Annotated in this window: 22 protein-coding genes; 10 read left to right on the top strand and 12 right to left on the bottom strand. The window is 71.9% G+C overall.

The genetic code is table 11. The features are described from left to right. The first annotated feature begins 124 nt into the window (after nucleotides 1-124). Both ACIQRW_RS23210 and ACIQRW_RS23205 read left to right on the top strand, forming a co-directional pair. Nucleotides 125-1,033 carry a 5'-3' exonuclease gene (locus ACIQRW_RS23210; protein WP_265604049.1) on the top strand — a complete coding sequence of 303 codons (909 nt, stop codon included), beginning with the start codon at nucleotides 125-127 and terminating at the stop codon, nucleotides 1,031-1,033. A gap of 52 nt (nucleotides 1,034-1,085) precedes the next feature. Further along, nucleotides 1,086-1,937 carry a siderophore-interacting protein gene (locus ACIQRW_RS23205; protein ID WP_403763447.1) on the top strand — a complete coding sequence of 284 codons (852 nt, stop codon included), beginning with the start codon at nucleotides 1,086-1,088 and terminating at the stop codon, nucleotides 1,935-1,937. 328 nt (nucleotides 1,938-2,265) lie between these two features. On the opposite strand, the gene ACIQRW_RS23200 is transcribed toward ACIQRW_RS23205, so the two are convergent. Continuing rightward, nucleotides 2,266-2,988, bottom strand: coding sequence for a MerR family transcriptional regulator (locus tag ACIQRW_RS23200; protein ID WP_403763445.1), 723 nt, complete (start codon nucleotides 2,986-2,988; stop codon nucleotides 2,266-2,268). 204 nt (nucleotides 2,989-3,192) lie between these two features. Here ACIQRW_RS23200 and ACIQRW_RS23195 point away from each other — a divergent pair, with 204 nt between their 5' ends. The 5 genes from ACIQRW_RS23195 to ACIQRW_RS23175 all read left to right on the top strand — a co-directional run bounded on the left by ACIQRW_RS23195 (nucleotide 3,193) and on the right by ACIQRW_RS23175 (nucleotide 7,424). Next, nucleotides 3,193-4,110: a hypothetical protein gene (locus tag ACIQRW_RS23195; protein WP_403763442.1), complete on the top strand. Its 918-nt coding sequence runs from the start codon at nucleotides 3,193-3,195 to the stop codon at nucleotides 4,108-4,110. Continuing rightward, nucleotides 4,107-4,544, top strand: a complete 438-nt coding sequence (locus tag ACIQRW_RS23190; RefSeq protein WP_403763439.1) for an ABA4-like family protein — start codon at nucleotides 4,107-4,109, stop codon at nucleotides 4,542-4,544. The genes ACIQRW_RS23195 and ACIQRW_RS23190 overlap by 4 nt, the downstream gene beginning before the upstream one ends. Before the next feature lie 113 nt (nucleotides 4,545-4,657). Then, nucleotides 4,658-5,242 carry a sigma-70 family RNA polymerase sigma factor gene (locus ACIQRW_RS23185; RefSeq protein WP_403763436.1) on the top strand — a complete coding sequence of 195 codons (585 nt, stop codon included), beginning with the start codon at nucleotides 4,658-4,660 and terminating at the stop codon, nucleotides 5,240-5,242. Then, nucleotides 5,239-5,991: an anti-sigma factor domain-containing protein gene (locus ACIQRW_RS23180; protein ID WP_403763433.1), complete on the top strand. Its 753-nt coding sequence runs from the start codon at nucleotides 5,239-5,241 to the stop codon at nucleotides 5,989-5,991. Before ACIQRW_RS23185 ends, ACIQRW_RS23180 begins: the two co-directional genes overlap by 4 nt. A gap of 65 nt (nucleotides 5,992-6,056) precedes the next feature. Next, on the top strand, nucleotides 6,057-7,424 hold the full coding sequence (locus ACIQRW_RS23175; protein WP_403763430.1) for a cryptochrome/photolyase family protein: 1,368 nt from the start codon (nucleotides 6,057-6,059) through the stop codon (nucleotides 7,422-7,424). Between the two features lie 108 nt (nucleotides 7,425-7,532). Here ACIQRW_RS23175 and ACIQRW_RS23170 read toward each other — a convergent pair whose 3' ends face one another. From ACIQRW_RS23170 to ACIQRW_RS23150, 5 genes are read right to left on the bottom strand one after another with little or no spacing between them, the layout of a single operon-like run. Then, on the bottom strand, nucleotides 7,533-8,336 hold the full coding sequence (locus ACIQRW_RS23170; protein ID WP_403763427.1) for a DUF1295 domain-containing protein: 804 nt from the start codon (nucleotides 8,334-8,336) through the stop codon (nucleotides 7,533-7,535). Next, nucleotides 8,333-9,685, bottom strand: a complete 1,353-nt coding sequence (locus ACIQRW_RS23165; protein WP_403763424.1) for a class I SAM-dependent methyltransferase — start codon at nucleotides 9,683-9,685, stop codon at nucleotides 8,333-8,335. The genes ACIQRW_RS23170 and ACIQRW_RS23165 overlap by 4 nt, the downstream gene beginning before the upstream one ends. Further along, nucleotides 9,682-10,947 carry a class I SAM-dependent methyltransferase gene (locus ACIQRW_RS23160; RefSeq protein ID WP_403763421.1) on the bottom strand — a complete coding sequence of 422 codons (1,266 nt, stop codon included), beginning with the start codon at nucleotides 10,945-10,947 and terminating at the stop codon, nucleotides 9,682-9,684. The genes ACIQRW_RS23165 and ACIQRW_RS23160 overlap by 4 nt, the downstream gene beginning before the upstream one ends. Then, nucleotides 10,944-11,669: a DUF1365 domain-containing protein gene (locus ACIQRW_RS23155; protein WP_403763418.1), complete on the bottom strand. Its 726-nt coding sequence runs from the start codon at nucleotides 11,667-11,669 to the stop codon at nucleotides 10,944-10,946. The genes ACIQRW_RS23160 and ACIQRW_RS23155 overlap by 4 nt, the downstream gene beginning before the upstream one ends. Beyond that, nucleotides 11,663-12,964, bottom strand: a complete 1,302-nt coding sequence (locus ACIQRW_RS23150; protein ID WP_403763415.1) for an NAD(P)/FAD-dependent oxidoreductase — start codon at nucleotides 12,962-12,964, stop codon at nucleotides 11,663-11,665. Before ACIQRW_RS23150 ends, ACIQRW_RS23155 begins: the two co-directional genes overlap by 7 nt. 306 nt (nucleotides 12,965-13,270) lie before the next feature. Between ACIQRW_RS23150 and ACIQRW_RS23145 the strand changes: the two genes are divergently transcribed. The 3 genes from ACIQRW_RS23145 to ACIQRW_RS23135 all read left to right on the top strand — a co-directional run bounded on the left by ACIQRW_RS23145 (nucleotide 13,271) and on the right by ACIQRW_RS23135 (nucleotide 15,539). Further along, the gene (locus ACIQRW_RS23145; protein WP_371622560.1) at nucleotides 13,271-13,918 is read left to right on the top strand and encodes a fasciclin domain-containing protein; all 648 of its coding nucleotides are present in this window, start codon (nucleotides 13,271-13,273) and stop codon (nucleotides 13,916-13,918) included. A gap of 94 nt (nucleotides 13,919-14,012) precedes the next feature. After that, a complete protein-coding gene (locus tag ACIQRW_RS23140; RefSeq protein WP_403763412.1) occupies nucleotides 14,013-14,972 on the top strand; it encodes an ADP-ribosylglycohydrolase family protein in 960 nt (319 codons plus the stop codon). Between the two features lie 129 nt (nucleotides 14,973-15,101). Further along, nucleotides 15,102-15,539 (top strand): SPW repeat protein, encoded by a 438-nt coding sequence (locus tag ACIQRW_RS23135; protein ID WP_403763409.1) that lies wholly within the window; start codon nucleotides 15,102-15,104, stop codon nucleotides 15,537-15,539. 222 nt (nucleotides 15,540-15,761) lie between these two features. Here the strand turns inward: ACIQRW_RS23135 and ACIQRW_RS23130 are convergent, their stop codons facing one another. From ACIQRW_RS23130 to ACIQRW_RS23105, 6 genes are all read right to left on the bottom strand, one after another. Continuing rightward, entirely contained in the window at nucleotides 15,762-18,602 is a 2,841-nt protein-coding gene (locus tag ACIQRW_RS23130; protein ID WP_403763406.1) for a DEAD/DEAH box helicase, read from the bottom strand. Nucleotides 18,603-18,695: 93 nt separating this feature from the next. After that, the gene (locus ACIQRW_RS23125; protein WP_403763403.1) at nucleotides 18,696-19,589 is read right to left on the bottom strand and encodes a diacylglycerol kinase; all 894 of its coding nucleotides are present in this window, start codon (nucleotides 19,587-19,589) and stop codon (nucleotides 18,696-18,698) included. A gap of 19 nt (nucleotides 19,590-19,608) precedes the next feature. Next, entirely contained in the window at nucleotides 19,609-20,574 is a 966-nt protein-coding gene (tatC, locus tag ACIQRW_RS23120) for a twin-arginine translocase subunit TatC (protein WP_403763400.1), read from the bottom strand. A 49-nt stretch (nucleotides 20,575-20,623) separates the two neighbouring features. Then, nucleotides 20,624-20,920 (bottom strand): Sec-independent protein translocase subunit TatA, encoded by a 297-nt coding sequence (tatA, locus tag ACIQRW_RS23115; RefSeq protein WP_403763397.1) that lies wholly within the window; start codon nucleotides 20,918-20,920, stop codon nucleotides 20,624-20,626. Between the two features lie 218 nt (nucleotides 20,921-21,138). Then, a complete protein-coding gene (locus ACIQRW_RS23110) occupies nucleotides 21,139-21,336 on the bottom strand; it encodes a hypothetical protein (RefSeq protein WP_018959516.1) in 198 nt (65 codons plus the stop codon). A gap of 87 nt (nucleotides 21,337-21,423) precedes the next feature. After that, nucleotides 21,424-21,735 (bottom strand): hypothetical protein, encoded by a 312-nt coding sequence (locus ACIQRW_RS23105; RefSeq protein WP_403763395.1) that lies wholly within the window; start codon nucleotides 21,733-21,735, stop codon nucleotides 21,424-21,426. Between the last annotated feature and the right edge of the window lie 14 nt (nucleotides 21,736-21,749).

Raw genomic sequence — 21,749 nt, 5'->3', positions numbered from 1 at the left:
CGCTTACACAGCCCAAACACAACAGTGATCCAGGTCACTGACCTGCGACGGAGCGACGGTAAGCGGTTACTCGGAGCGACTGTGGGCACGGTGGGGCATCATCGGGTCTGTGACGCGACGCCTGATGCTCCTCGACACCGCTTCCCTCTACTTCCGCGCCTACTTCGGTGTGCCCGATTCGGTGCGCGCGCCGGACGGCACACCGGTGAACGCCGTGCGCGGACTCCTCGACTTCATCGGCCGCCTGGTGCAGGACCACCGGCCGGACGATCTGGTCGCCTGCTGGGACAACGACTGGCGCCCGCAGTGGCGGGTCGACCTGATCCCGACTTACAAGGCGCACCGGGTCGCCGAGGAGACGCCCGCCGGACAGACGGACGAGGAGGAGATCCCCGACACGCTGTCCCCACAGGTCCCGATCATCGAGGACGTGCTGGCGGCACTCGGGATCGCCCGGGTCGGCGTCACGCCGTACGAGGCGGACGACGTCATCGGCACCCTCACGGGGCGGGCGACCGGGCCGGTGGACATCGTCACCGGCGACCGCGACCTGTATCAGCTGGTCGACGACGCCCGCCAGGTGCGCGTGCTCTACCCGCTCAAGGGCGTCGGCACCCTTCAGGTGACCGACGAGGCCTGGCTCCGCGAGAAGTACGGCGTGGACGGCGCGGGCTACGTCGACCTGGCGCTGCTCCGCGGCGACCCGAGCGACGGGCTCCCGGGCGTCCCCGGCATCGGCGAGAAGACGGCGGCGAAGCTGCTGGACGCGTACGGCGATCTCGACGGGATCATGGCGGCGGTGGACGATCCGAAGGCGAAGCTGACGCCCTCGCAGCGTAAGCGGCTGGACGAGTCGCGCGCCTATGTGGCCGTCGCGCCGAAGGTGGTCCGGGTGGCCGGGGACGTCCCCCTGCCCGACTTCGACCCGGCGCTGCCCCGCGAGCCGCGCGACCCGGCCGCCCTGGAGGCGCTGGCGGAGCAGTGGGGGCTGGGCGGAGCGCTTCAGCGGCTCCTGACCACCCTTCAGCACTGAGGTGTTAACTTAGGCATACCTAAGCTCAAGTTTTCGAACCAGGGAGTACCTCGTGGCAGAGCGGCCGGCCCGGCAGGGACCCACGGCTCAGGGGGCGCAGGTCGTGCGCACCGAGCAGATCACCCCGCACATGGTCCGGGTGGTCCTCGGCGGCGAGGGGCTCGCGGACTTCACCCTCTCCGGCTTCACCGACCACTACATCAAGCTGTGCTTCGCGCCCGAGGGCGCGGACTACGCGCACCCGTTCGACATGGCCGCGATCCGGGAGCGGTACCCGCGCGAGCTGTGGCCCACCACCCGTACGTACACGGTGCGCTCGTGGGACCCGGTCGCCCGGGAGATGGCCGTCGACTTCGTCGTGCACGGCGACGCGGGACTCGCGGGACCGTGGGCGCAGCGGGCCCGGGTGGGCGAGCAGGTGACCCTCCTCGGCCCCGGCGGCGGTTACGGTCCCGAGGCGTCGGCGGACTGGCACCTGCTGGTCGGCGACGAGAGCGCGCTGCCGGCGATCGCGGCGGCGCTGGAGCAGATGCCGTCGGGTGCGCTGGTGCACGCCTTCGTGGAGGTGTCGGACGCCTCCGAGGAGCAGAAGATCGTGACGCCCGACGGGGTGGCCGTGACCTGGCTGCACCGCGGCGACCGGCCCGTCGGCGAGCTGCTGACCGCCGCCGTGAAGGGGCTGGACTTCCCGGAGGGCGAGATCCAGGCCTTCGTGCACGGGGAGGCGGGCTTCGTGAAGGAGATCCGCCGGTATCTGCGCGTGGAGCGGCAGATCCCGCTGCCGCGGCTCTCGATCTCGGGTTACTGGCGTCTCGGCCAGAACGACGACGCCTGGCGCGCCGTCAAGCGCGAGTGGAACGAGCAGGTGGAGCGCGAGCAGGAGAGCGGCACGACCGCCGCCTAGACGCCGCCTCGACGCCGGCCCCGGCGGACGGCCCCGCCGCCCGGAGCCGTCCGGAGCCGTCCGCCGGGCCGGGGCCGGGCTCCGACCCGGGTCGCCCGGGTCGCCCGGGTCGCCCGGCGAGCTGACCACCGGACCCCGTCCGCCGCACTCGCGGCGGGCGGGGTCCGCGCGTCGGGGGACGCGAGGGGTGGGGCCGCCGGGCCGGGGCCGCCACGCCCACCCGCCGGCCCACCCGCCGGGCCGCGCACCGGGTCAGCCCGCGGGTCCGTCCACGGGTCCGTCCACGGGTCCGTCCGCCGGTTCCGCGCCCGGCTTCAGGCGCCCGGCTTCAGGCGCCCGGAGGGCTCGCCTCCGCTACCACCTCCGCCCCGCCACCAACCCCGGCATCCCGCGCCCCGCCTCCCCCCGCACCCTCTTCCACGGCCTGGGAGCCCTCCGGCTCGACCGGCCCCGAGAGGTTCTGCGGGGACTCGAAGCGCCGGAAGGACACATCGATGTGTGCCAGTCTCCGCAGCGCGCCGAGCATCGCCTCGCCGAGGACAGTGCCCACGACGACGCTCTCGACCAGGTCCTCGCGGGCCACCCGCCGCTGTACATAGTCGAGGTCGGCGCGGGCGACCGGCTCGGCGGCGTCCGCGTAGACGTCCAGCAGGCCGATGTATCCGCCGTGCCCGGCCCTGCGAAGCGCGGCCAGCACCCCCGCCAGTGATTCGGCGGCGGGGCCCCGCTCGTCGACGTGCCAGCCCCGCCGCAGCACCAGCTCGGCCACCTCGTCCCGCGCCTCCTCCAGGTCCCGCCCCGCCTCCTCCTCGCCCGGCGGGATGACCCCGTCCGCCGCGATGCCGAGCACCTTGTGCACCGGCTGTTCCGGGTCGTCCATGACCTCCAGGACCTCGCCGATGCTGGCGAGCGACAGGCCGCCGACATCCAGCAGCGCCCGGATCAGGCGCAGCCGGCGCTCGTGCCCCGGGCCGTAGTGGGCCTGATTCGGGCTGGTCAGCTCCCCTGCGGGCAGCAGCCCTTCCCGTAGGTAGTACTTGATCGTCGGCACCGGGACCCCGGACCTGCGACTCAATTCACCGATGCGCACCGCGTGTTCGCCCTTTCACCCTTGCCAGAAACCGCCCTCATCATAGATAGTCCCTCTATCGGATAGTGGACAGTGCGGCTATCCATATTGATCACATCATCACAGGGGGTCCCCATGTCGTCCTGGCGTTCCTGGCACCGCCCATTAGTCCTCTTCTCCGCCGCGATGGCCGTTATGGCCCTCGTTTCCGCCGTGGGACTCGTGGTCGACGACCGGGTCCTGGTGGGCGCGCCGATCTGGGCGAAGCCGTTCAAGTTCGCCGTGTCCTTCGTCGCGTACTGCATGACCCTGGCCTGGATGCTGACCCAGCTCACCCGGGGTCAGCGCACCGGCCGATGGGCGGGGCACGTCGTCGTGCTGACGAGCCTGACCGAGATGGCGCTGATCACGGTGCAGGTCGTCCGTGGCCGGCGCAGCCACTTCAACTCCGCGACCCCCTTCGACGCGGCACTGTGGAACGCGATGGGGCAGACCGTCGCCGTCCTGTGGGCGGCCACCCTGGTGATAGCCGTCCTGCTGCTGCGCAGCCGTATCTCCGACCGGGTGACCGCCCTGGCCATCCGGGGCGGTCTGCTGATCGCCCTGGCCGGTGCGGCCCTCGGCTTCCTGATGACGGGGCCGAGCAAGGGCCAGCGGGCTGCGGGGAACCTCGACACCGCCGATATCATCGGCGCGCACTCCGTGGGCGTACCGGACGGCGGCCCGGCCATGCCGCTGACCGGCTGGTCGACGACCGGCGGCGATCTGCGGGCCCCGCACTTCGTGGGCATGCACGCCCTCCAGCTCCTCCCACTCCTCCTGATCGCCCTGCTGCTCCTCGCGCCCCGCTTCGCCCCGCTGCGCGACGCCGGAGTGCGGCTGCGTCTCGTGCGGGTCGCCGTCGGCGGTTACGCGGCGTTCTTCGCCCTCATCACCTGGCAGGCGCTCCGCGGCCAGCCGCTGATCCACCCGGACGCGGCCACGCTGGCCGCCGCCGGAACCGTCCTCGCGGCGGTGGCGTGCGGAACGTGGAGCGCGCTGCGCACGGCCGCCCCCGGCCGCCCGTCCTCCCGCACCGCCGACCACAAGGAGCCCGTGGCATGACCGGCGCACTGTTCGAGATCACGTTCTATCTGGCCGCCCCGTTCTGGCTGCTGATGATCTTCGCCCCCACCTGGTCCGGCACCGCCCGCGTCGTCGCCTCGCCGCTGACCGTGCTGCCCGTGCTCGTCGTCTACGTCGTCATGGCCGTCCCGGTGTTCCCTGAGCTCTGGACGGCGGTGAGCAGTCCGGACATCGACACGTTCCGTGATCTGACGGCGCTGGCCGGGGGTGCGGGGGCCATGTGGGCGCAGGTGATCGCCTGGGACCTGCTGCTCGGGCAGTGGATGTACCTCCAGAGCCGGAAGCTGGGGCTGTCGCCGCTGCTGATGGGGCCGCTGCTGGTCCTGACGATCCTGCTGTCCCCGTTCGGGCTGCTGATCTTCCTCGCCGTCCGCGCCGTCCGCCTGCGACGGCGCGAAACGCTCACCGGCTGAGTCGCGTCCTCCCGGGGCCCGGTCTGGAAAGATCGCGGGCGTCCGACCAATCCGTACGGTCGTCGGCTCCGAATCACTGCCGGAAGCGACGATCGCCCCGGGAGGAAACCCGCGTGAAGGAAGCCGTACACATCAGTGGGGTGCCCTCGCCCGGCCCCGACCTCCAGGAGCTCCTGGTGCGGGTCGCGCGGGGCGACCAGGACGCGTTCGCCTCGGTGTACGACGCGGTGAGCGGGCCCGTGCTCGGCCTGGTGCGCAGCGTGCTCCGCGATCCGGCCCAGTCGGAGGAGGTGGCGCAGGAGGTGCTGGTGGAGGTGTGGCGCACCGCGCCCCGTTTCCGGGCCTCCCGGGGCAGCGCGATGAACTGGGTGCTGACCGTGGCCCACCACCGGGCCGTCGACCGGGTCCGCTCGGCCGAGGCCTCCGCCGCCCGGGAGCACAAGGCGGCGCTGCTGGACCGGACACCCGCCTTCGACGAGGTGTCCGAACAGGTCGAGACCCGGTTGGAGAGAGAACAGGTACGGCGCTGCATGCGCACCCTGTCCGAGCTGCAACGGGAGTCGGTGACCCTGGCCTACTACCGGGGCCTGACCTACCGTGAGGTCTCCGAGCTGCTCGCCGTGCCGCTGGGCACCATCAAGACACGACTCCGCGACGGCCTCATCCGCCTGCGCGACTGCCTGGGGGTGAGCGCATGAGCACGGCCGAACTGCACACGCTGACCGGTGCCTATGCCCTGCACGCACTGCCGGATTCCGAACGGCAGGCGTTCGAGCGGCATCTGGAGGACTGCGAGGCCTGCACCCAGGAGGTGCGGGAGCTGTCGGCCACCGCCGCCCGGCTCGGCCTCGCCGTCGCCGAGACCCCGCCGCGCGAGCTGCGCGACCGGGTGCTGTGGGAGATCACGACCGTACGCCAGGAGGCTCCGGTGCCCGGCAGACGGGCACGGACCGGCGGGGGCGGACGCACCGGCCGGTGGTACGCGTACGCGCTCGCCGCCTGCGTCGCCGCGACTGCCGCGTTCGGCGGGGTCGCGGTCTGGCAGAACCAGGTGGCGCAGGACGCGCGGCAGGAGGCGAACCAGGCGCAGCGGCAGAACGAGCAGCTGGCCCAGGTGCTCTCGGCCCCGGACGCGAAGACCACGTCGAGTGAGCTGACCGGCGACGCGCACGGCACCGTCGTCGTCTCGCGGAGCCAGAACCGTGCGGTGTTCCTGGCCTCGGGGATGGACCGGCCGCCGAGCGGCAAGGTCTACCAGCTCTGGTTCAACGACGAGGGCACGATGCGCTCGGCCGGTCTGATGGATCCGAAGGCGAGCGACGACGCGGTCCTGCTGGACGGGCCGGTGGACCGGGCGTCCGGGATGGGCATCACGGTCGAACCCGCCGGAGGCTCCGACGAACCGACCTCGTCCCCGGTGGCGCTGATGAACTTCCCGACCGCCTGACCCCTCACCAACGAACCATGCCGCCTGCCCCCTCACCCACGAACCATGCAAGGAGCACCCGTTCCATGAGTGTCGCGGTGGTGCTGTTCACCTCCGATCTGCGGCTGCACGACAACCCGGTGCTGTGCGCCGCCCTGCGGGACGCGGACGAGGTCGTCCCGTTGTTCGTCCGGGACGACGCCGTCCACCGCGCCGGGTTCGACGCGCCCAACCGGCTGGCCTTCCTCGCCGACTGCCTGGCCGCCCTGGACGCCGGACTCCGCCACCGGGGCGGCCGGCTGGTCGTCCGCCGGGGCGAGGTGGCCGAGGCGGTAAGGCGGGTGGCCAAGGAGAGCGGGGCGGCCTCCGTGCACGTCGCCGCCGGGGTCAGCCGGTACGCGACGCGGCGCGAGCAACGGATCCGGGAGGCCCTGGCGGGCACCGGCAGCGAGCTGCGCGTCCATGACGCGGTGGTCACCGCGCTCGCTCCGGGCCAGGTGGTCCCGACGGGCGGCAAGGACCACTTCGCGGTGTTCACCCCGTACTTCCGCCGTTGGGAGGCGGAGGGAGTACGGGGCACACTGACCGCTCCCCGCACGGTGCGGGTGCCGGACGGCGTGGCAAGCGATCCGCTCCCGGACCGGGACAGCGTCGAGAACCTCTCCCCCGGCCTCGCCCGGGGCGGCGAGGAGGCGGGCCGCAAGCTGGTGACGACCTGGCTGAACGGGCCGATGGCCGACTACGAGGACGGCCACGACGACCTGGCCGGCGACGCGACGTCCCGGCTCTCCCCGCATCTCCACTTCGGTACGGTCTCCGCCGCCGAACTGGTCCACCGTGCCCGGGAGAAGGGCGGGCCGGGCGGCGAGGCGTTCGTGCGGCAACTGGCCTGGCGCGACTTCCACCACCAGGTCCTCGCGGACCGGCCGGACGCCTCCTGGTCCGACTACCGGCCGCGCCACGACCGCTGGCGCTCCGACGAGGACGAGATCGACGCCTGGAAGTCCGGGCGTACGGGCTATCCGCTGGTGGACGCGGCGATGCGGCAGCTCGCGCACGAGGGCTGGATGCACAACCGGGGCCGGATGCTGGCCGCGAGCTTCCTCGCCAAGACGCTGTACGTGGACTGGCGGGTGGGCGCCCGGCACTTCCTGGACCTGCTGGTCGACGGCGACCTGGCGAACAACCAGCTCAACTGGCAGTGGGTGGCGGGCACCGGCACGGACACCCGGCCCAACCGCGTGCTCAACCCGGTGATCCAGGGCAAGCGCTTCGATCCGCGCGGTGCCTACGTACGGCGCTGGGTGCCGGAGCTGGCGGAGCTGGAGGGCGCCGCGATCCACGAGCCCTGGAAGCTTGAGGGCCTGGACCGGGCGGGCCTGGACTACCCGGACCCGGTGGTGGACCTGGCCGAGGCCCGGGCCCGCTTCGAACGCGCCCGCGGCCTGGACTGACCGGACGACGGCCACGACGCGAGGAGGCCCGCCCCGCGGAGACGCGGGACGGGCCTCCTCGGCTGTCAGACCCGGCGCGCGGAGACGCGGAGGGGGCCTCCTCGGCTGTCAGACCCGGCGCGGCGGCCTGGGGAAGAAGCCGCTCGTCCGCGCCACGTAGGCGTCGAACCCGGGCCGGTCGGCCATATGACGCTCCAGCAGGGCCGCGCCGCTGCCCTTGGTCAGCAGGAAGCTCATCACCAGCGGGGCGACGACGGTGGCGGCAGCGGCGGCGGGGGCCTGGCAGACGAAGAGGAAGAGTCCCCACCAGACGCAGAAGTCGCCGAAGTAGTTCGGGTGGCGGGTCCAGGACCACAGCCCCCGGTCCATGATCTTCCCCTTGTTGGCGGGGTCGGCCTTGAACCGGGCGAGCTGCGCGTCACCGATCGCCTCGAAGGCGAGGCCGACCGCCCACAGGAGCGCCCCCGCCCAGGCCCACCAGGCGAGCGGCGCGGTGAGGTACTGCGCGGCCTGCACCGGGAGCGAGACCAGCCAGACCAGCGCCCCCTGGAGGAGATACACCTTGCGCAGGGCGTAAAGGTTCGGGTTGCCGGGGGCCTTGGCCAGCATCTTCGCGTAGCGCGGGTCCTCTCCGTGGCCCCGGCCGCGCAGGCCGATGTGGAGGGCGAGGCGCAGCCCCCAGATCACGGTCAGCGCGGTGACCAGGAGCCGGCGGCCGTCGTCGCCGTCGCCCGCCGACAGGCCGTAGGAGACCAGGGCGACGGCGGCGAACCCGATGCCCCAGGCGACGTCGACGATCCGGTGCATGCCCTTCCTCAGGGCGACGGCGAAGGTGACGAGCATGACGCCGAGCGCGGCGACGGCCGCGCCCGCGAGCCCGCTCGCGAACGCGGGCCAGACGAAGCCGCTCACCGGTCGGCTCCCGGGTCGCCCGGTGCGTACCAGTCCCGCCGGGTGGCGGGCATCGCCGCGGAGCCGACCGGATCGGGCCGTACGGAGAGGATCTGGTCGACGCCCATCCGGCGTTCCTCGAACGCGAGTGCGCCGCCGACGAGGTAGAGCCGCCACACCCGCGCGGTCTCCTCCCCCACCAGCGCGACGAACTCCGCCCAGCGCTCCTCCAGGGTGCGCCGCCAGGCCTCCACCGTCCACACGTAGTGCTCGCGCAGCGATTCGACGTCACGCACCTCGAGACCCGCGCCCTCCAGCAGGGCGACGGTCTCGCCGAGCGGCCGCATGTGCATGTCGGGGGCGATGTACGACTCGATGAACGCGCCGCCGCCCGGCGCGGTCGTCCCCCGGGACATCTGCTGGACCAGGGCCCGGCCCCGCGGCCGCAGCGCGTCGTGCAGGATCGCGGTGAACGCCGGGTACTCGGCGTCCCCGACGTGCTCGCCCATCTCGATGGTGGACACGGCGTCGTACGCGCCCCGGGTCTCCGGCCGCCCCGCGATGTCCCGGTAGTCGATGTTCAGCACCTCGACGCGATCGTCGAGGCCGCGTGCGGTGACCTGCTCCCGTACGTACGCGGCCTGTTCGGCGGCGAGGGTGACGGCGGTGACGCGGACGCCGTGGCGCTCGGCCGCGTACAGGGTCAGCGAACCCCAGCCGCAGCCGATGTCCAGCAGCCGTGCGCCGGCCCGCAGTCCGAGCTTGCGGCAGATCAGCTCCAGCTTGTCGCGCTGCGCGTCGGCCGCGCCGTAGCCGGGTGCCTCGCTGGTCCAGTAGCCGCAGGAGTACGCCATCGTCTCGTCGAGGAGCAGCGTGTAGAAGGCGTTGGACAGGTCGTAGTGGTGGCTGATCGCCGCCCGGTCCCGGGCCTTGCTGTGCAGGGTCCCACGGAGTCCGGCACGGGCGGCGGGGACCGGCGGCCGGGGGCCGACCGCGCCGAGGCGCAGGGCGAGGCCCGCCGCCCTGACCCGGTCCACGAGGGCGGGCGTGGGCGGGGTGAGGCCGCGGTCGCGCGCGGCGCGGCGCATGGCGCGCAGCCCGTCGCCGAGGTCGGTGTCGAGGTCGATGTCACCGGTGATGTAGGCCTCGGCGAGGCCGAGTTCGCCCGGCTCCCACAGCAGGCGGCGCAGCGCTCTGCGGGTGCGCACGTGGACGGTGGGGGCGTCCCTGGGCCCGGTCTCGCTGCCGTCCCACATCCGTACCCGGACCGGCGGCGGGCCGCCGAGGAACCGCTCGATCAGCGGTTCGACGCGCTGGGCGGCCCCGGTCGGGGTGCGCCGGGCGGGGGGCTTGGGTGCGGTCGTGGTCACGCGGTCTCCTCGCGGGTCAGAAGCAGTTGCTGCACATCGAGATAGCCGGAGCGGAAGCCCGCTTCGGAGTAGGCGAGGTAGAAGGTCCACATCCGGCGGAAGACGGCGTCGAAGCCGAGGGCGTCGACCTCGGCCGCCCGCTCGGTGAACCTTTCCCGCCACAGCCGGAGCGTCTCGGCGTAGTGCGCGCCGAAGCGGATGCGCTGCGTGGTGCGCAGGCGGGTGTGGCCGGTGGTGATCCGCTCCATGGCTTCGGTGGAGGGCAGGAGTCCGCCGGGGAAGATGTACTTCTGGATCCAGGTGTACGTGGAGCGGCTGGCGCGCAGCCGCTCGTCGGGCATGGTGATGGCCTGGAGGGCGATGCGGCCGCCGGGGGCGAGCAGCCGGTCCAGGGTCGCGAAGTAGACCGGCCAGAACTCCTCGCCGACCGCCTCGACCATCTCGACGCTGACGATGGCGTCGTAGTCGCCGGTGACGTGGCGGTAGTCGCTCAGCCGCACCTCGACGCGGTCCGCGTACCCGGCCTCGCGGATCCGGGCGCGGGCCAGTTCGCGCTGTTCGGCGGAGAGGGTGACGGTGACGACCCGGGCGCCGCGGGCGGCCGCGCGGATGGCCAGTTCGCCCCAGCCGGTGCCGATCTCCAGGAGGCGGGTGCCCTCGGTGACCCCGGCGGCGTCCAGCAGCCGGTCGATCTTGCGGTGCTGGGCGGCGGGCAGCAGGTCGTGTTCGGCGGGAAAGCCGCGGAAGACGGCGGAGGAGTAGGAGAGCGTCTCGTCGAGAAAGAGAGCGAACAGCTCGTTGGACAGGTCGTAGTGGTGGCTGATGTTGTCCCGGGAGCCTTCGGGGGTGTTCAGCTGCGCGGCGGGCCTGCGCAGCGCCCAGATGCCGCGCAGGCGTTGCAGCGGCCGGGGGACGAGGTCGGCGGCGTTGTCGGCCAGCACGGTCAGCACGCCGACCAGGTCGGGCGCGTCCCACTCCCCCGCCATGTAGGACTCGCCGAAGCCGATGAGTCCGCTCGCGCCGATCCGCCGGAAGAAGGCGTCGGGGTCGCGGATGTCCATGAGCGGCCCGCCGAGGCCTATGTCGTCCCTGCCCGCGAGCCGGGCGCGCAGAGGGAGCCGGGCGAGCGCGTGGCGGACGATGCGTTCGGCGACGGCGGTCCGGGCGCGGGAGGCCCGGGGCAGCGCGATGATGTCGGGCCAGCGTTCCGGGTCTGTCCCGGGGGTGTGTTCTGCCGGCAGCGCGGAGGTGGGCGCGGTCACTGCATGCCTTCCTGTGGGCGGTGCGGGGGACGGGGCTGCACGGGGAGCCCGCGCAGGTAGAGCCGGATGCCGTGCAGGCGGATCGCGGCGGAGACGAGGACGGTGGAGAGGGGGTGGCGCAGGGCGAGCCGCACCAGCTCCCGGGGGCGGGCCGGTCGACGGCTGCCCCGTACGGTCGCGGTGAACGGGCGGGCCCCGTCGCGCTCCAGGTGGATACTCAGATCGAGCCGGGGCCCGGGCTCGGGCAGCCGCATCCGGTAGCCGCCGTCCACGGGGAAGAACGGCGAGACGTAGAACTTCTTCTCCGTCACGGCCCGGTCGTCTCCGTCGGGGCGCAGGAGATACCCGTGCCGTCCGCCGTACGTGTTGTGCACCTCGGCGACGACGCAGAGGGGGCCCCCGTCGGCCCGGTGGCACCAGTAGACGGTGATCGGGTTGAAGACGTGTCCGAACACCCGGGCCTGGGTGAGCATGGTGACGGTGCCGTCGCCGAGTTCGACGCCCCGGGCCCGCAGGAAGCGCTCCAGGCCGGCCCGGATGGTCGGGGCGGTGCCGCCGAAGTGGTCGCGGGGGTCGAACCGGGCCAGCGGCCGCAGGAGGCGTGGCAGCCGGGGCGGCCGGTCGGGGTCGATGAGCCACAGATACGTACGGTGCCGGAACGCGTATCTCGTCGGCCGGTTCCGTACGTGCGCGATGGTGCACGGATAGAGGGCGTTCACCACCTCACCCCCAGGGCCGCCGCGGCCTCGACCCCCGAACGGCAGCCGTCCTCGTGGAAACCCCAGCCGTGGTACGCCCCCGCGTAGGCGGTGACCGGACCGGAGAGGGCGGGCAGCCCTGCCTGGGCCTCGACGGACTCGGGTGTGTAGACGGGGTGCTCGTAGACCATGCGGGCGCGTACGGAGGCGGGGTCGACGCGGTCGGAGCCGTTCAGCGTGACCACGAAGGTCTCGGGCGCGTCGAGCCCTTGGAGCCGGTTCATGTCGTAGCTGACGGTGACGCGGTCGGCGTCGGCGGCGCACGAGGGCATCAGGTAGTTCCAGGAGGCTCTGGCCCCCCGGGCGCGCGGCAGCAACGCGGTGTCCGTGTGCAGCAGGGTCGGGTTGCGGGAGTACCGGAACGCGCCGAGCGTGCCGCGCTCGGCGTCGGTCGGGTCGGTGAGCAGCCGCAGCGCCTGGTCGGGGTGGGTGGCGATGACGACGGAGTCGTACGGGGTTCTCGTGCCGTCCTCGGTGGTGACGTCGACGCCGTCCGCGTGCCGGGTGATCGCGCGTACCGGGGTCGAGGTGTGCACGGTGGTGAGCTGCTTGACGAGGAGGTCGACGTAACTGCGCGACCCGCCGGTGACGGTGCGCCAGACCGGGGAGCCGCCGACGGCGAGCATGCCGTGGTGGGCGAGGAAGCGGAAGAGATAGCGGGCCGGGTAGCGCAGGGCGGTGACCGGGTCGCAGGACCAGACGGCGGAGACCATGGGCGTGAGGAAGTGGGCGTGGAAGTACGGCGAGAAGCGCCCGCGCCGGGCGAACTCCCCCAGCGTCATCCCGCTCGCCCCACCCGTCCCATCCGTCCCATCCCTGCCGCTGTCCGGCAGTTCCAGGAGAGCCCGGGCCGCGCGGTGGAAGCGCGGCACCTCGGCGAGCATCCGCAGATAGGGGCCGCGTACGGCGGAGCGCGGCTGCGCGAAGAGCCCGGCCGGGCCGCGCGCCCCGGCGTATTCGAGGCCGCATCCCTCGCACCGTACGGACATCGACATCTCGGACTCCTGGGTGGCGACGCCCAGTTCGTCGAAGAGCCGCAGCAGGTGGGGGTAGGTCCGGCGGTTGTGCACGATGAACCCGGAGTCGACGCGGTGCACCCGGCCGTCGGACGCGGTCAGGTCATGCGTGTGGGCGTGGCCTCCGACGCGGTCCTCCGCCTCGTACAGCGTCACCTCGTGGGCGTCCCGGAGAACGTGGGCGGCGGTCAGTCCCGCCACTCCGGATCCGACCACGGCCGTCCGCCGTCGTTCCCCTGCCATTCCGGCTCCCTCCGGTCCTTCCACACAGGTCGGAGCACTGCTGGAGCGCTCCTCACCCTGCGTTCGTGGCCGGGGGCCGGATGGATTGGTCGATCAGTGGTGGATCTACTCCGAACGAGTGAATGGGGGCCTGGGACCAATCCGCCGGCCGACCGGCGTCGAACCCCTTGTGTGAGAGCAGAGCCGGAACGACGCGCGGTTGGCCGGGGCACTTCCGCCCCGCCGGTCCCGCCGGCCGCATGCCCCACTCCCCCTTTCTTTTCTCTTTCTCTCTTCGCACAAGACCTTCGATCCAGGAGAAACGCCATGAACACGCTCCTCTTCCGCCGCGCAGCCGTCGCCGTGTCCGCAGCGGCCGTGCTGCCGCTCGCCCTGACCGCCTGCTCGTCGGACGACTCCTCCAAGGACTCGGCGGCAGGCTCGACGCCCAGCTCGTCCGCCCCGGCGAGCCCCTCTGCCGATGACTCGGCGACCATGGACGAGCCGTTCGGCCCGGCCTGTTCGTCGGTGCCGAAGGAAGGCGCGGGCTCGTTCGACGGCATGGCGAAGGACCCGGTCGCCACGGCCGCCTCGAACAACGAGGAGCTGTCGACGCTGGTGGCCGCCGTGAAGCAGGCAGGCCTGGTCGACACGCTCAACAACGCGGAGAACATCACGGTGTTCGCCCCGACCAACGACGCCTTCGCCAAGATCCCGAAGGCCGACCTGGACGCACTGCTGGCGAACAAGGCCGAGCTCACCAAGGTCCTCACCTACCACGTGGTGGGCGAGAAGCTGACGCCTCAGCAGCTGGAGAAGGGCTCCTTCGACACGCTGGAGAAGAGCAAGCTGACCACGGCCGGCTCGGGCGTCGAGTACACCGTGAACGACTCCTCGAAGGTCGTCTGCGGCAACGTCCCGACCGCCAACGCGACGGTCTACATCGTCGACTCGGTCCTGATGCCCCCGAAGTAGCCCCCACCGACCCCCACGACGAGGGGCGGGGAGCCGCGGTGTACCGCGGCTCCCCGCCCCTCGTCGTGTGCGGGCGCTGCCTTAGCCTGACCGGATGGCACACCGTGAACCCCTGGGCCGTGGCGACCGCGTGGCCGGAGCCGTGGTCGGGTCCGCCGCCGGGGACGCGCTCGGCGCCCCGTTCGAGTTCGGCCCCGCCGGCGTGTTCACGGCCCGCTTCCCGGACGGCGTCGGGGCGCTGTGCGGGGGCGGCGGCTGGGACCCGGGCGAGGCGACGGACGACACGCAGATGGCCGTGCTGGTCGGGGAGTCGCTGCTGGAGCGGGGCGGGCTGGACCTGCCGGACGTGTTCGACCGGTTCCGGAGGTGGGCCGCGGGCGGGCCGAAGGACATCGGCCTCCAGACCGAGGACGTGTTGACCAACGGCGAACCGTGGGACCTGGCGGCGGCCCTGCACTCCCAGCTCAACGGGCGGGCCGCGGGCAACGGTTCGCTGATGCGGGCGACCACATCGGCGGTGTACTTCGCGCGTTCCGGCCGCCCGGGGACGATGGAGGCGGCCCGCCGGATCGCGGCGCTGACCCACGGCGACCGGGCGGCCTGGGAGGGCACCGCGGTCCTCCACGAACTGATCCGGGTCGCACTGGCGGGCGAGGACCCGCTCGCCGCCCTCCCCGCGACGCTGGCCGAGGTCCACGCCGACCACCGGGCCCGCTGGGCGACGGTGCTGGCCCCCGACTGGCACCCGGGCCTGGCGACCGAGTTCAACGGCGCGGTGTGGCCCTGCCTGGGCACGGCGCTCTGGGCGCTGCGCACGACGGACACCTTCGAGCGGTCCCTGGCGGCCGCCGTCGACGTGGGCGGGGACACCGACACGGTGGCAGCCGTGACGGGTGGCCTGGCGGGAGCGGTGTACGGCATCGGAACGATCCCCGCCCGCTGGACCGAGCCCCTGCACGTACCGCTGCCCGGCTACGGGGACCGCCGGCTGACCACGGGGGACCTTCGCAGCCTGGCCGGCCGGCTGGACTCCGAAGGGCCTCGGAGCACCTGAGATTCCCCACCAACAACATCGCCCGAAAAGTACACATAAGCGCCGGATAAGAGCACTATGGGGATGAGGGTGCCTGCCGCATCCCTTCGCACGGCGGCGGGGCCCGCGCGACGAAGGAGACGAAATCTCATGAGCAACGTCTCACACGCGAGGAGTGATATATCGGGCCACCCCGATGCCTCCGAAATGCGTGCGCGGTACGACCGGGTGATGGGCGGTCGCGATGTGGCGCTGGTGGACGCGCCGGTGTTCCTCGTCGGCCTCTACTGCGCCGTTTCCCCGTGGGTGCTCCACTTCACGGCCAGCCAGCCGGCCCTGGTCACGCACAACCTGGTGATGGGCATCGCCATCGCGGTACTGGCTCTCGGCTTCACCGTGATGCCGGAGCGCATGTACGGCCTGAGCTGGGCGATCTGCGCCATGGGTGCGTGGATCATCGTGTCGAGCTGGGTGGTGGGCAGCAGCCCGGACGCCGGCATCGTGATCAACAACATCATCGTCGGCGGCTTGACCGTACTGCTGGGCATGGTCTGCGCGGGAGCAGCGGCCAAAACCCGCGACACCTGACCCCGAAGCACCCCGACAGCCCCACCCCTCGTTGAGCCCGGGCGCCTCCCAGCCCCTCCAGCGCTTGAGGACCGGCTTTCCCAGCCCCTCCGGCGCTTGAGGAGCGGGGTCCGGGGCAGAGCCCCGGTTTCGGGAAGGGGCGGGTAGGGGAACAAGCCCGCCGCAGGCGCACCCGCACCCCCTGCCCCACCCCCCATCAGCGCCCAGCGCCCAGCACCGGCGTCAGCCGACAGAGCTGTACGCCACCACCCCCCGCAACACCGCATCCACCGCCTTACGCGCATTCTTCGCCACAGAACTCGCCCCCTCCCCCGCATCCCGAGGAGCCGCCGCGGCCACCTGCCCCAGCACATCGATCACCTGCTTGCACCACCGTACGAAGTCCCCCGCCGGCATCTCCGCCTCGCGCAGCACCTCGTCCAGCGTCCGGCCGGAGGCCCACATGTAGACCGCCCAGGCGAAGCCGAGATCGGGCTCGCGCTGCCCGACCCCTTCCGTCTGGTTGATCTTGAAGTCCTCCTCCAGGGCGTCCAGCCGCCCCCAGATCCGCACCATCTCGCCCATGGCGACCTTGGCGGGACCGGACGGCAGCTTCGGCGCGACCGCGTCATCGGCCTGCCGCGCCTCGTACACCAGCGCCGAGACGCACGCGGCGAGTTCGGCGGGGTTGAGCCCCTCCCACACACCCTCCCGCAGGCATTCGCTGGCGAGCAGATCCAGCTCCCCGTACAGCCGGGCCAGCCGCCGCCCGTTCGCGGTGACCTCGTTGCCCCGGAGGTAGTCCAGCTCGGTCAGGAGCGCGACGATCCGGTCGAAGGTCCGGGCGATCGTGTTCGTCCGCCCCTCGATCCGCTTCTCCAGCTGTCGGGTGTCCCGCTGCAACCGGTGGTAGCGCTCGGCCCACCGGGCGTGGTCCTCCCGCTCGTCGCACCCGTGGCACGGGTGGGCGCGCAGCTCGGTCCGCAGCCGGGCGATCTCGCGGTCGTCGGCGGCCGGCGCCCGCCCCTTGCGGTGCCGGTCGGGCACGATGTGCCCGGCCTTGGTCCGCAGCGCGGAGGCCAGATCGCGCCGGGACTGCGGCGCGCGCGGGTTGAACGACTTCGGGACCCGCATCCGGTCCAGCACCTCCACCGGCACCGGGAAGTCCATCGAGGCCAGCCGCTTGACCTGCCGCTCGGCGGTCAGCACGAGCGGGCGCGGCCCGTCGTGGTGGTCGAACCCGCGGTGCCCGTTGGCCCGCCCGGCAGGAAGCCCCGGGTCCAGCACGAGGGCGAGCCCCGCGAACTTCCCCGTCGGCACATGGATGACGTCCCCGGCCTTCAGCTTCTCCAGCGAGGAGGCCGCCGCCGCCCGCCGTTGCGCCGCGCCCTGCTTGGCCAGCTCCGTCTCGCGGTCCTTGAGGTCGCGCCGCAGGCGCGCGTACTCCTCGAAGTCGCCGAGGTGGCAGGTCATGCCCTCCTGGTAGCCCTCCAGGCCCTCCTCGTTCCGCTGCACCTGGCGCGAGATCCCCACGACGGACTTGTCCGCCTGGAACTGGGCGAACGAGGTTTCCAGCAGCTCCCGCGAGCGGTGCCGCCCGAACTGCTGCACCAGGTTGACCGCCATGTTGTACGAGGGGCGGAAGCTGGAGCGCAGCGGATACGTACGGGTGCCCGCGAGGCCGGCCAGCGCCGTCGGGTCCATGCCACGCTGCCACAGGACCACCGCGTGGCCCTCGACGTCGATGCCGCGGCGTCCGGCCCGGCCGGTGAGCTGGGTGTACTCGCCGGGAGTGATGTCGGCGTGCTGCTCGCCGTTCCACTTGACGAGCTTCTCCAGCACCACGGAACGCGCGGGCATGTTGATGCCGAGCGCCAGCGTCTCGGTGGCGAAGACGGCCTTCACCAGACCGCGGACGAACAGCTCCTCGACGACTTCCTTGAAGGTCGGAAGCATGCCCGCGTGGTGCGCGGCGATGCCCCGCTCCAGGCCTTCGAGCCACTCGTAGTAGCCCAGGACGTGCAGGTCCTCGCCGGGGATGGACGCGGTCCGCTCCTCGACGATCTCCCGGACCAGACGGCGCTTGTCCTCGTCATTGAGCCGCAGACCGGCGTACAGGCACTGCTGGACGGCGGCCTCGCATCCGGCCCGGCTGAAGATGAAGGTTATGGCGGGGAGCAGGCCCTCGTTGTCCAGCCGGTCGATGACCTCGGGCCGGCCGGGAGTCCAGATCCGGCCGCGCTGACGCCTCTCGCGCTCACGGTCGGCCTCGCGCACCATCTTGCCCCGGCGGCGGTCACGGGGGTTGTAGACGTTCTGGCTCTCCTGCCGGGCGAGACGGACCAGGTCGGGGTTGACCTCACGCCGTCCGGCGCCCCGGCCGCCGTGGTCGGTCGCCTCCTCGAAGAGGTCGTACATCTTGCGTCCGGCCATCACGTGCTGCCAGAGCGGCACCGGGCGGTGCTCGGAGACGATCACCTCGGTGTCGCCGCGCACGGTGTCCAGCCAGTCGCCGAACTCCTCCGCGTTGGAGACGGTCGCCGACAGGGAGACCAGCGTCACCGACTCGGGGAGGTGAATGATCACTTCCTCCCACACCGCGCCCCGGAAGCGGTCGGAGAGGTAGTGCACCTCGTCCATGACCACATAGCCGAGGCCGGACAGCGACTGGGAGCCCGCGTACAGCATGTTCCGCAGAACTTCGGTGGTCATCACGACCACCGGCGCCTCGGAGTTGACGCTGTTGTCACCGGTCAGCAGGCCGACCTTGTCGGCGCCGTAGCGCTTGACCAGATCGGCGAACTTCTGGTTGGAGAGCGCCTTGATCGGTGTGGTGTAGAAGCACTTGCGGCCCTGCTCCAGGGCCAGATGCACGGCGAACTCGCCGACGATCGTCTTGCCCGACCCGGTGGGGGCCGCGACCAGCACCCCCTTGCCCGCCTCCAGGGCCTGGCAGGCCTCGATCTGGAACGGGTCCAGACCGAACTCGTACATCTCGCGGAAGGGCCCGAGGGCCGTCGCCATCTCGGCCGCACGGTCCCGAGAAGCCTGGTATCGCTCAGCTGGTGAGAGGTCCTCTGTCATCTTGGCTACGAGCCTACCCGCCACCTCTGACACTCAGCGCGATCTTTAAATGCCCTTGGCCGTTCCCTCGCCCGGGGCCGGGTCGGCGCCTGCTCAGCGCCCGGTGAGCACCCGCACGGCACCCGGTACGCAGGTGGCGGTGAGCGGCAGCGCGCCCAGCGGTTCACCGTCCGCGTACGCCGTGACCCCGGCCGCCGCCAGCTCGATCGAGGAGACCCGGTGCACGGTGACGGCGGGGTGGCCCAGGTGCGTGCCCCGGTAGACCTTCGGGAAGACCTTGAGGAGCGTGGTGCGGCTGCACCGTCCCACCACGGTCACGTCGAAGAGCCCGTCGTCCATCTCGGCGTCGGCGCAGATCCGCATGCCCCCGCCGTATGTGGTTCCGTTGCCCACCGCGATGAGGGTGGCCTCGATCTCGGTGGCCTCTCCCCCGTCGAGCCGGATCCGGTACGGGATCGGCCGGAAGGCGGCCAGTTCGGAGAGGATCGCGAGGTCGTACTTGAACCGGCCGCCGACGAAGCGCATCCGGTTGCCCCGGTCGTTGACCCGGGAGTCGAATCCGGAGGCGAGGACCGAGCCGAACCAGCGGTCCCCGACCCGCCCGAGGTCGATATCGCGGTGACCGCTTTCCTTGAGCGCCCGCGCGGCGAGCCGTCCGGCGGCGGCCGGGTCACGTATCGGCAGCCCCAGCGCCCGGGCGAAGTCGTTGCCGGTGCCGACGGCGACGACGCCGAGCGGGGTGGCGGTCCCGGCGACGGCCTGGAGGGCGAGGGACATCAGCCCGTCCCCGCCCACGGCTATCAGTGCCCCGGTCCCCGCCGCGACGGCGAGGCGAGCCCGGCGCAGGGCGTCGTCGGCATCCTCGCCCAGCACCGTACGGACGGAGAATCCGGCGTCCCGCAACGCGGAAGCGGCCGGCTGCGCGGCGTGCGCGCCCCGGCCGCGTCCTGCGGTGGGATTGACGAAGAGGGTGATCTCGCTGGTCACCCTTCCGGACCCTACAAGGTCAGGTGATGTCGTCGTAACCGTTCAGCCGGCGTGATCCGGGAGCGTCCGCCTCGCCGGACGCCTGCCCCGGAAGTGCGGGACGGGAGCCGGAGACGTTCTCGATGCTGCCGACGGGCTCGGGCGTCAGATCGAGATCCGATGCCTCGTCGTCGCTGAGCTCGGCGTCGGGGTTCTTGCGGTTGCGCCGCTTGTCGTTCAGCAGGGAGAAGCCGACGGCGATGAAGTACAGCAACGCGAGGGGACCGGCCAGCAGAAGCATCGAGATGGGCTCGCCGCCGGGGGTCGCGATGGCGGCGAACGCGGTCAGACCGACGACCATGCCGCGCCACCAGGAGAGCATCCGCTTGCCGGTGACGATGCCCGTCATGTTCAGGGCGATGAGCAGCAGCGGCAGCTCGAAGGCGAGACCGAAGACGATCACCATCCGGACCAGGAGATCCAGATAGCTGTCAAGCCCGATCTGGTTCTGCACGTCGTCGGGGCTGAAGCCGAGCATGATCTCGGCGGTCTGCGGCAGGATCGCGTACGCCAGGTAGCCGCCGGCGAGGAAGAGCGGTGCGCCGACGACGGCGAACGCGTAGGCATAGCGCTTCTCGCCCTTGTGCAGCCCGGGGGCGACGAAGGCCCACAGCTGGTAGAGCCAGACCGGGGTCGCCAGCAGCACACCGGACATCAGAGCGACCTTGAGCGCGTTGGTGAACGGCCCGATCAGGGTGTCGGTCTTCAGCAGTGCACAGGACTTGCCGTCGACGGTGATGACCACGCCGTTCTGGCAGCCGACGGACTCCTGGATGGGAGCCAGAAGGAACTCGTAGATCTCCTTCTGGTAGAACGCGGCCACGATCATCACCACGACGATCGCCAGCACGGCCTTCAGCAGCCGGTTACGCAGCTCACGCAGGTGATCGAGGAGAGGCATCCGCCCCTCGTCGTCCTTCTCCTGCTTGCGGGCAGACTTGAGCAACCCACTTCCCTCGTCTCGTGCGGCGGCTGTCGGCGGAGCGCGTCAGCTGTCAGCTCTGGGTGGTGGGCTTGGCCTCGCTGACCGGGCGGGAGCTGGTGACGTCTCCCGGAGCGGCCTGGATGGTGCGCGCGGTGGTGGACTGCGGGGGCGTCGGGTCCTCGACGGTCTCCGTCGTGGGCGCCGCGGTCGGCGCGTCGTCCTTCTTCATGGCCTTGGCCTCGCTCTTGAGGATGCGGGCCGACTTGCCGAGCGAGCGCGCCATGTCGGGAAGCTTCTTGGCACCGAAGAGCAGCAGGATGACAGCGATGATCAGAACGATCTCGAGGGGCTTCAGATTGCCGATCATGTGCGACTTCCTTCTCACTGAGGCGGCTGGAGGGTGGGCTCGCTACCCGTTCGACCGGGCATACGTCCGATCGTTGCGCTTGGCAGCGATCGTAACCCGCAGGGGTAAACGCGAGGCAATGCCCGTGCGTACTCCTGCTTGCGACCCGCACCTCCCTGCCTGGGCCGACCCATGCAGCGTACCCCCCGGTGCGGTCGAGCATCAGGCCTCAGAGGCCGTTATCGCAGGCCTTCGCCGGTGGTCGCGAGGCGGGTGGCCGCCCGTTCGAGGTCCTCGGACGCCCGGTTGATCCGCTCCGTGGTGACCGTGACCTGCCGGCCGAGACGCTGGGCCTCGACGAAGACCTTGACGCCGAGCACGCCGAGCACGGCGATGCCCAGGAATCCCAGGGCGATGGCGAGCATGGGCCAGAACATACGGCGGTGCCTCTTCCTACGGGGCTTCGTACAGGGCTTCCTACAGGACTTCCTATGGTGCTTCCAACGGGCGCGGCGGCCTGGTCGCTACAGGGCGGTGTGCAGGCGCAGTGTCCGTACGCCGCCGCCGGTGAGCAGTTCGATGATGCGCTCCCCGGCGGGCTTGCGGACCGAGGCGCCGCACTCGGGGCAGGTGAAGGTGTAGAAGGTGGTGCGGCTGGTGGCGCCGATCGCGAGGCGCAGTGCCGCGGCCGCCAGCTCGAAGCGCCCGCGGCAGTCGGGGCAGGCGGCCCGGAAGCGTACGGCGGCGGGTACGGGCACCGGGACGGGTCCGGCGCCGGGCAGGGGCGCCGGGCGGATCCCGGTGGTGGTGGCCGGGAACAGGGGCGTCCGGTTCATCGTTGTCTCCCCTC

This window comes from Streptomyces sp. NPDC091287 (assembly GCF_044768525.1).
Taxonomy (GTDB): domain Bacteria; phylum Actinomycetota; class Actinomycetes; order Streptomycetales; family Streptomycetaceae; genus Streptomyces.
This window is presented reverse-complemented; position numbering and strand designations above follow the sequence as displayed.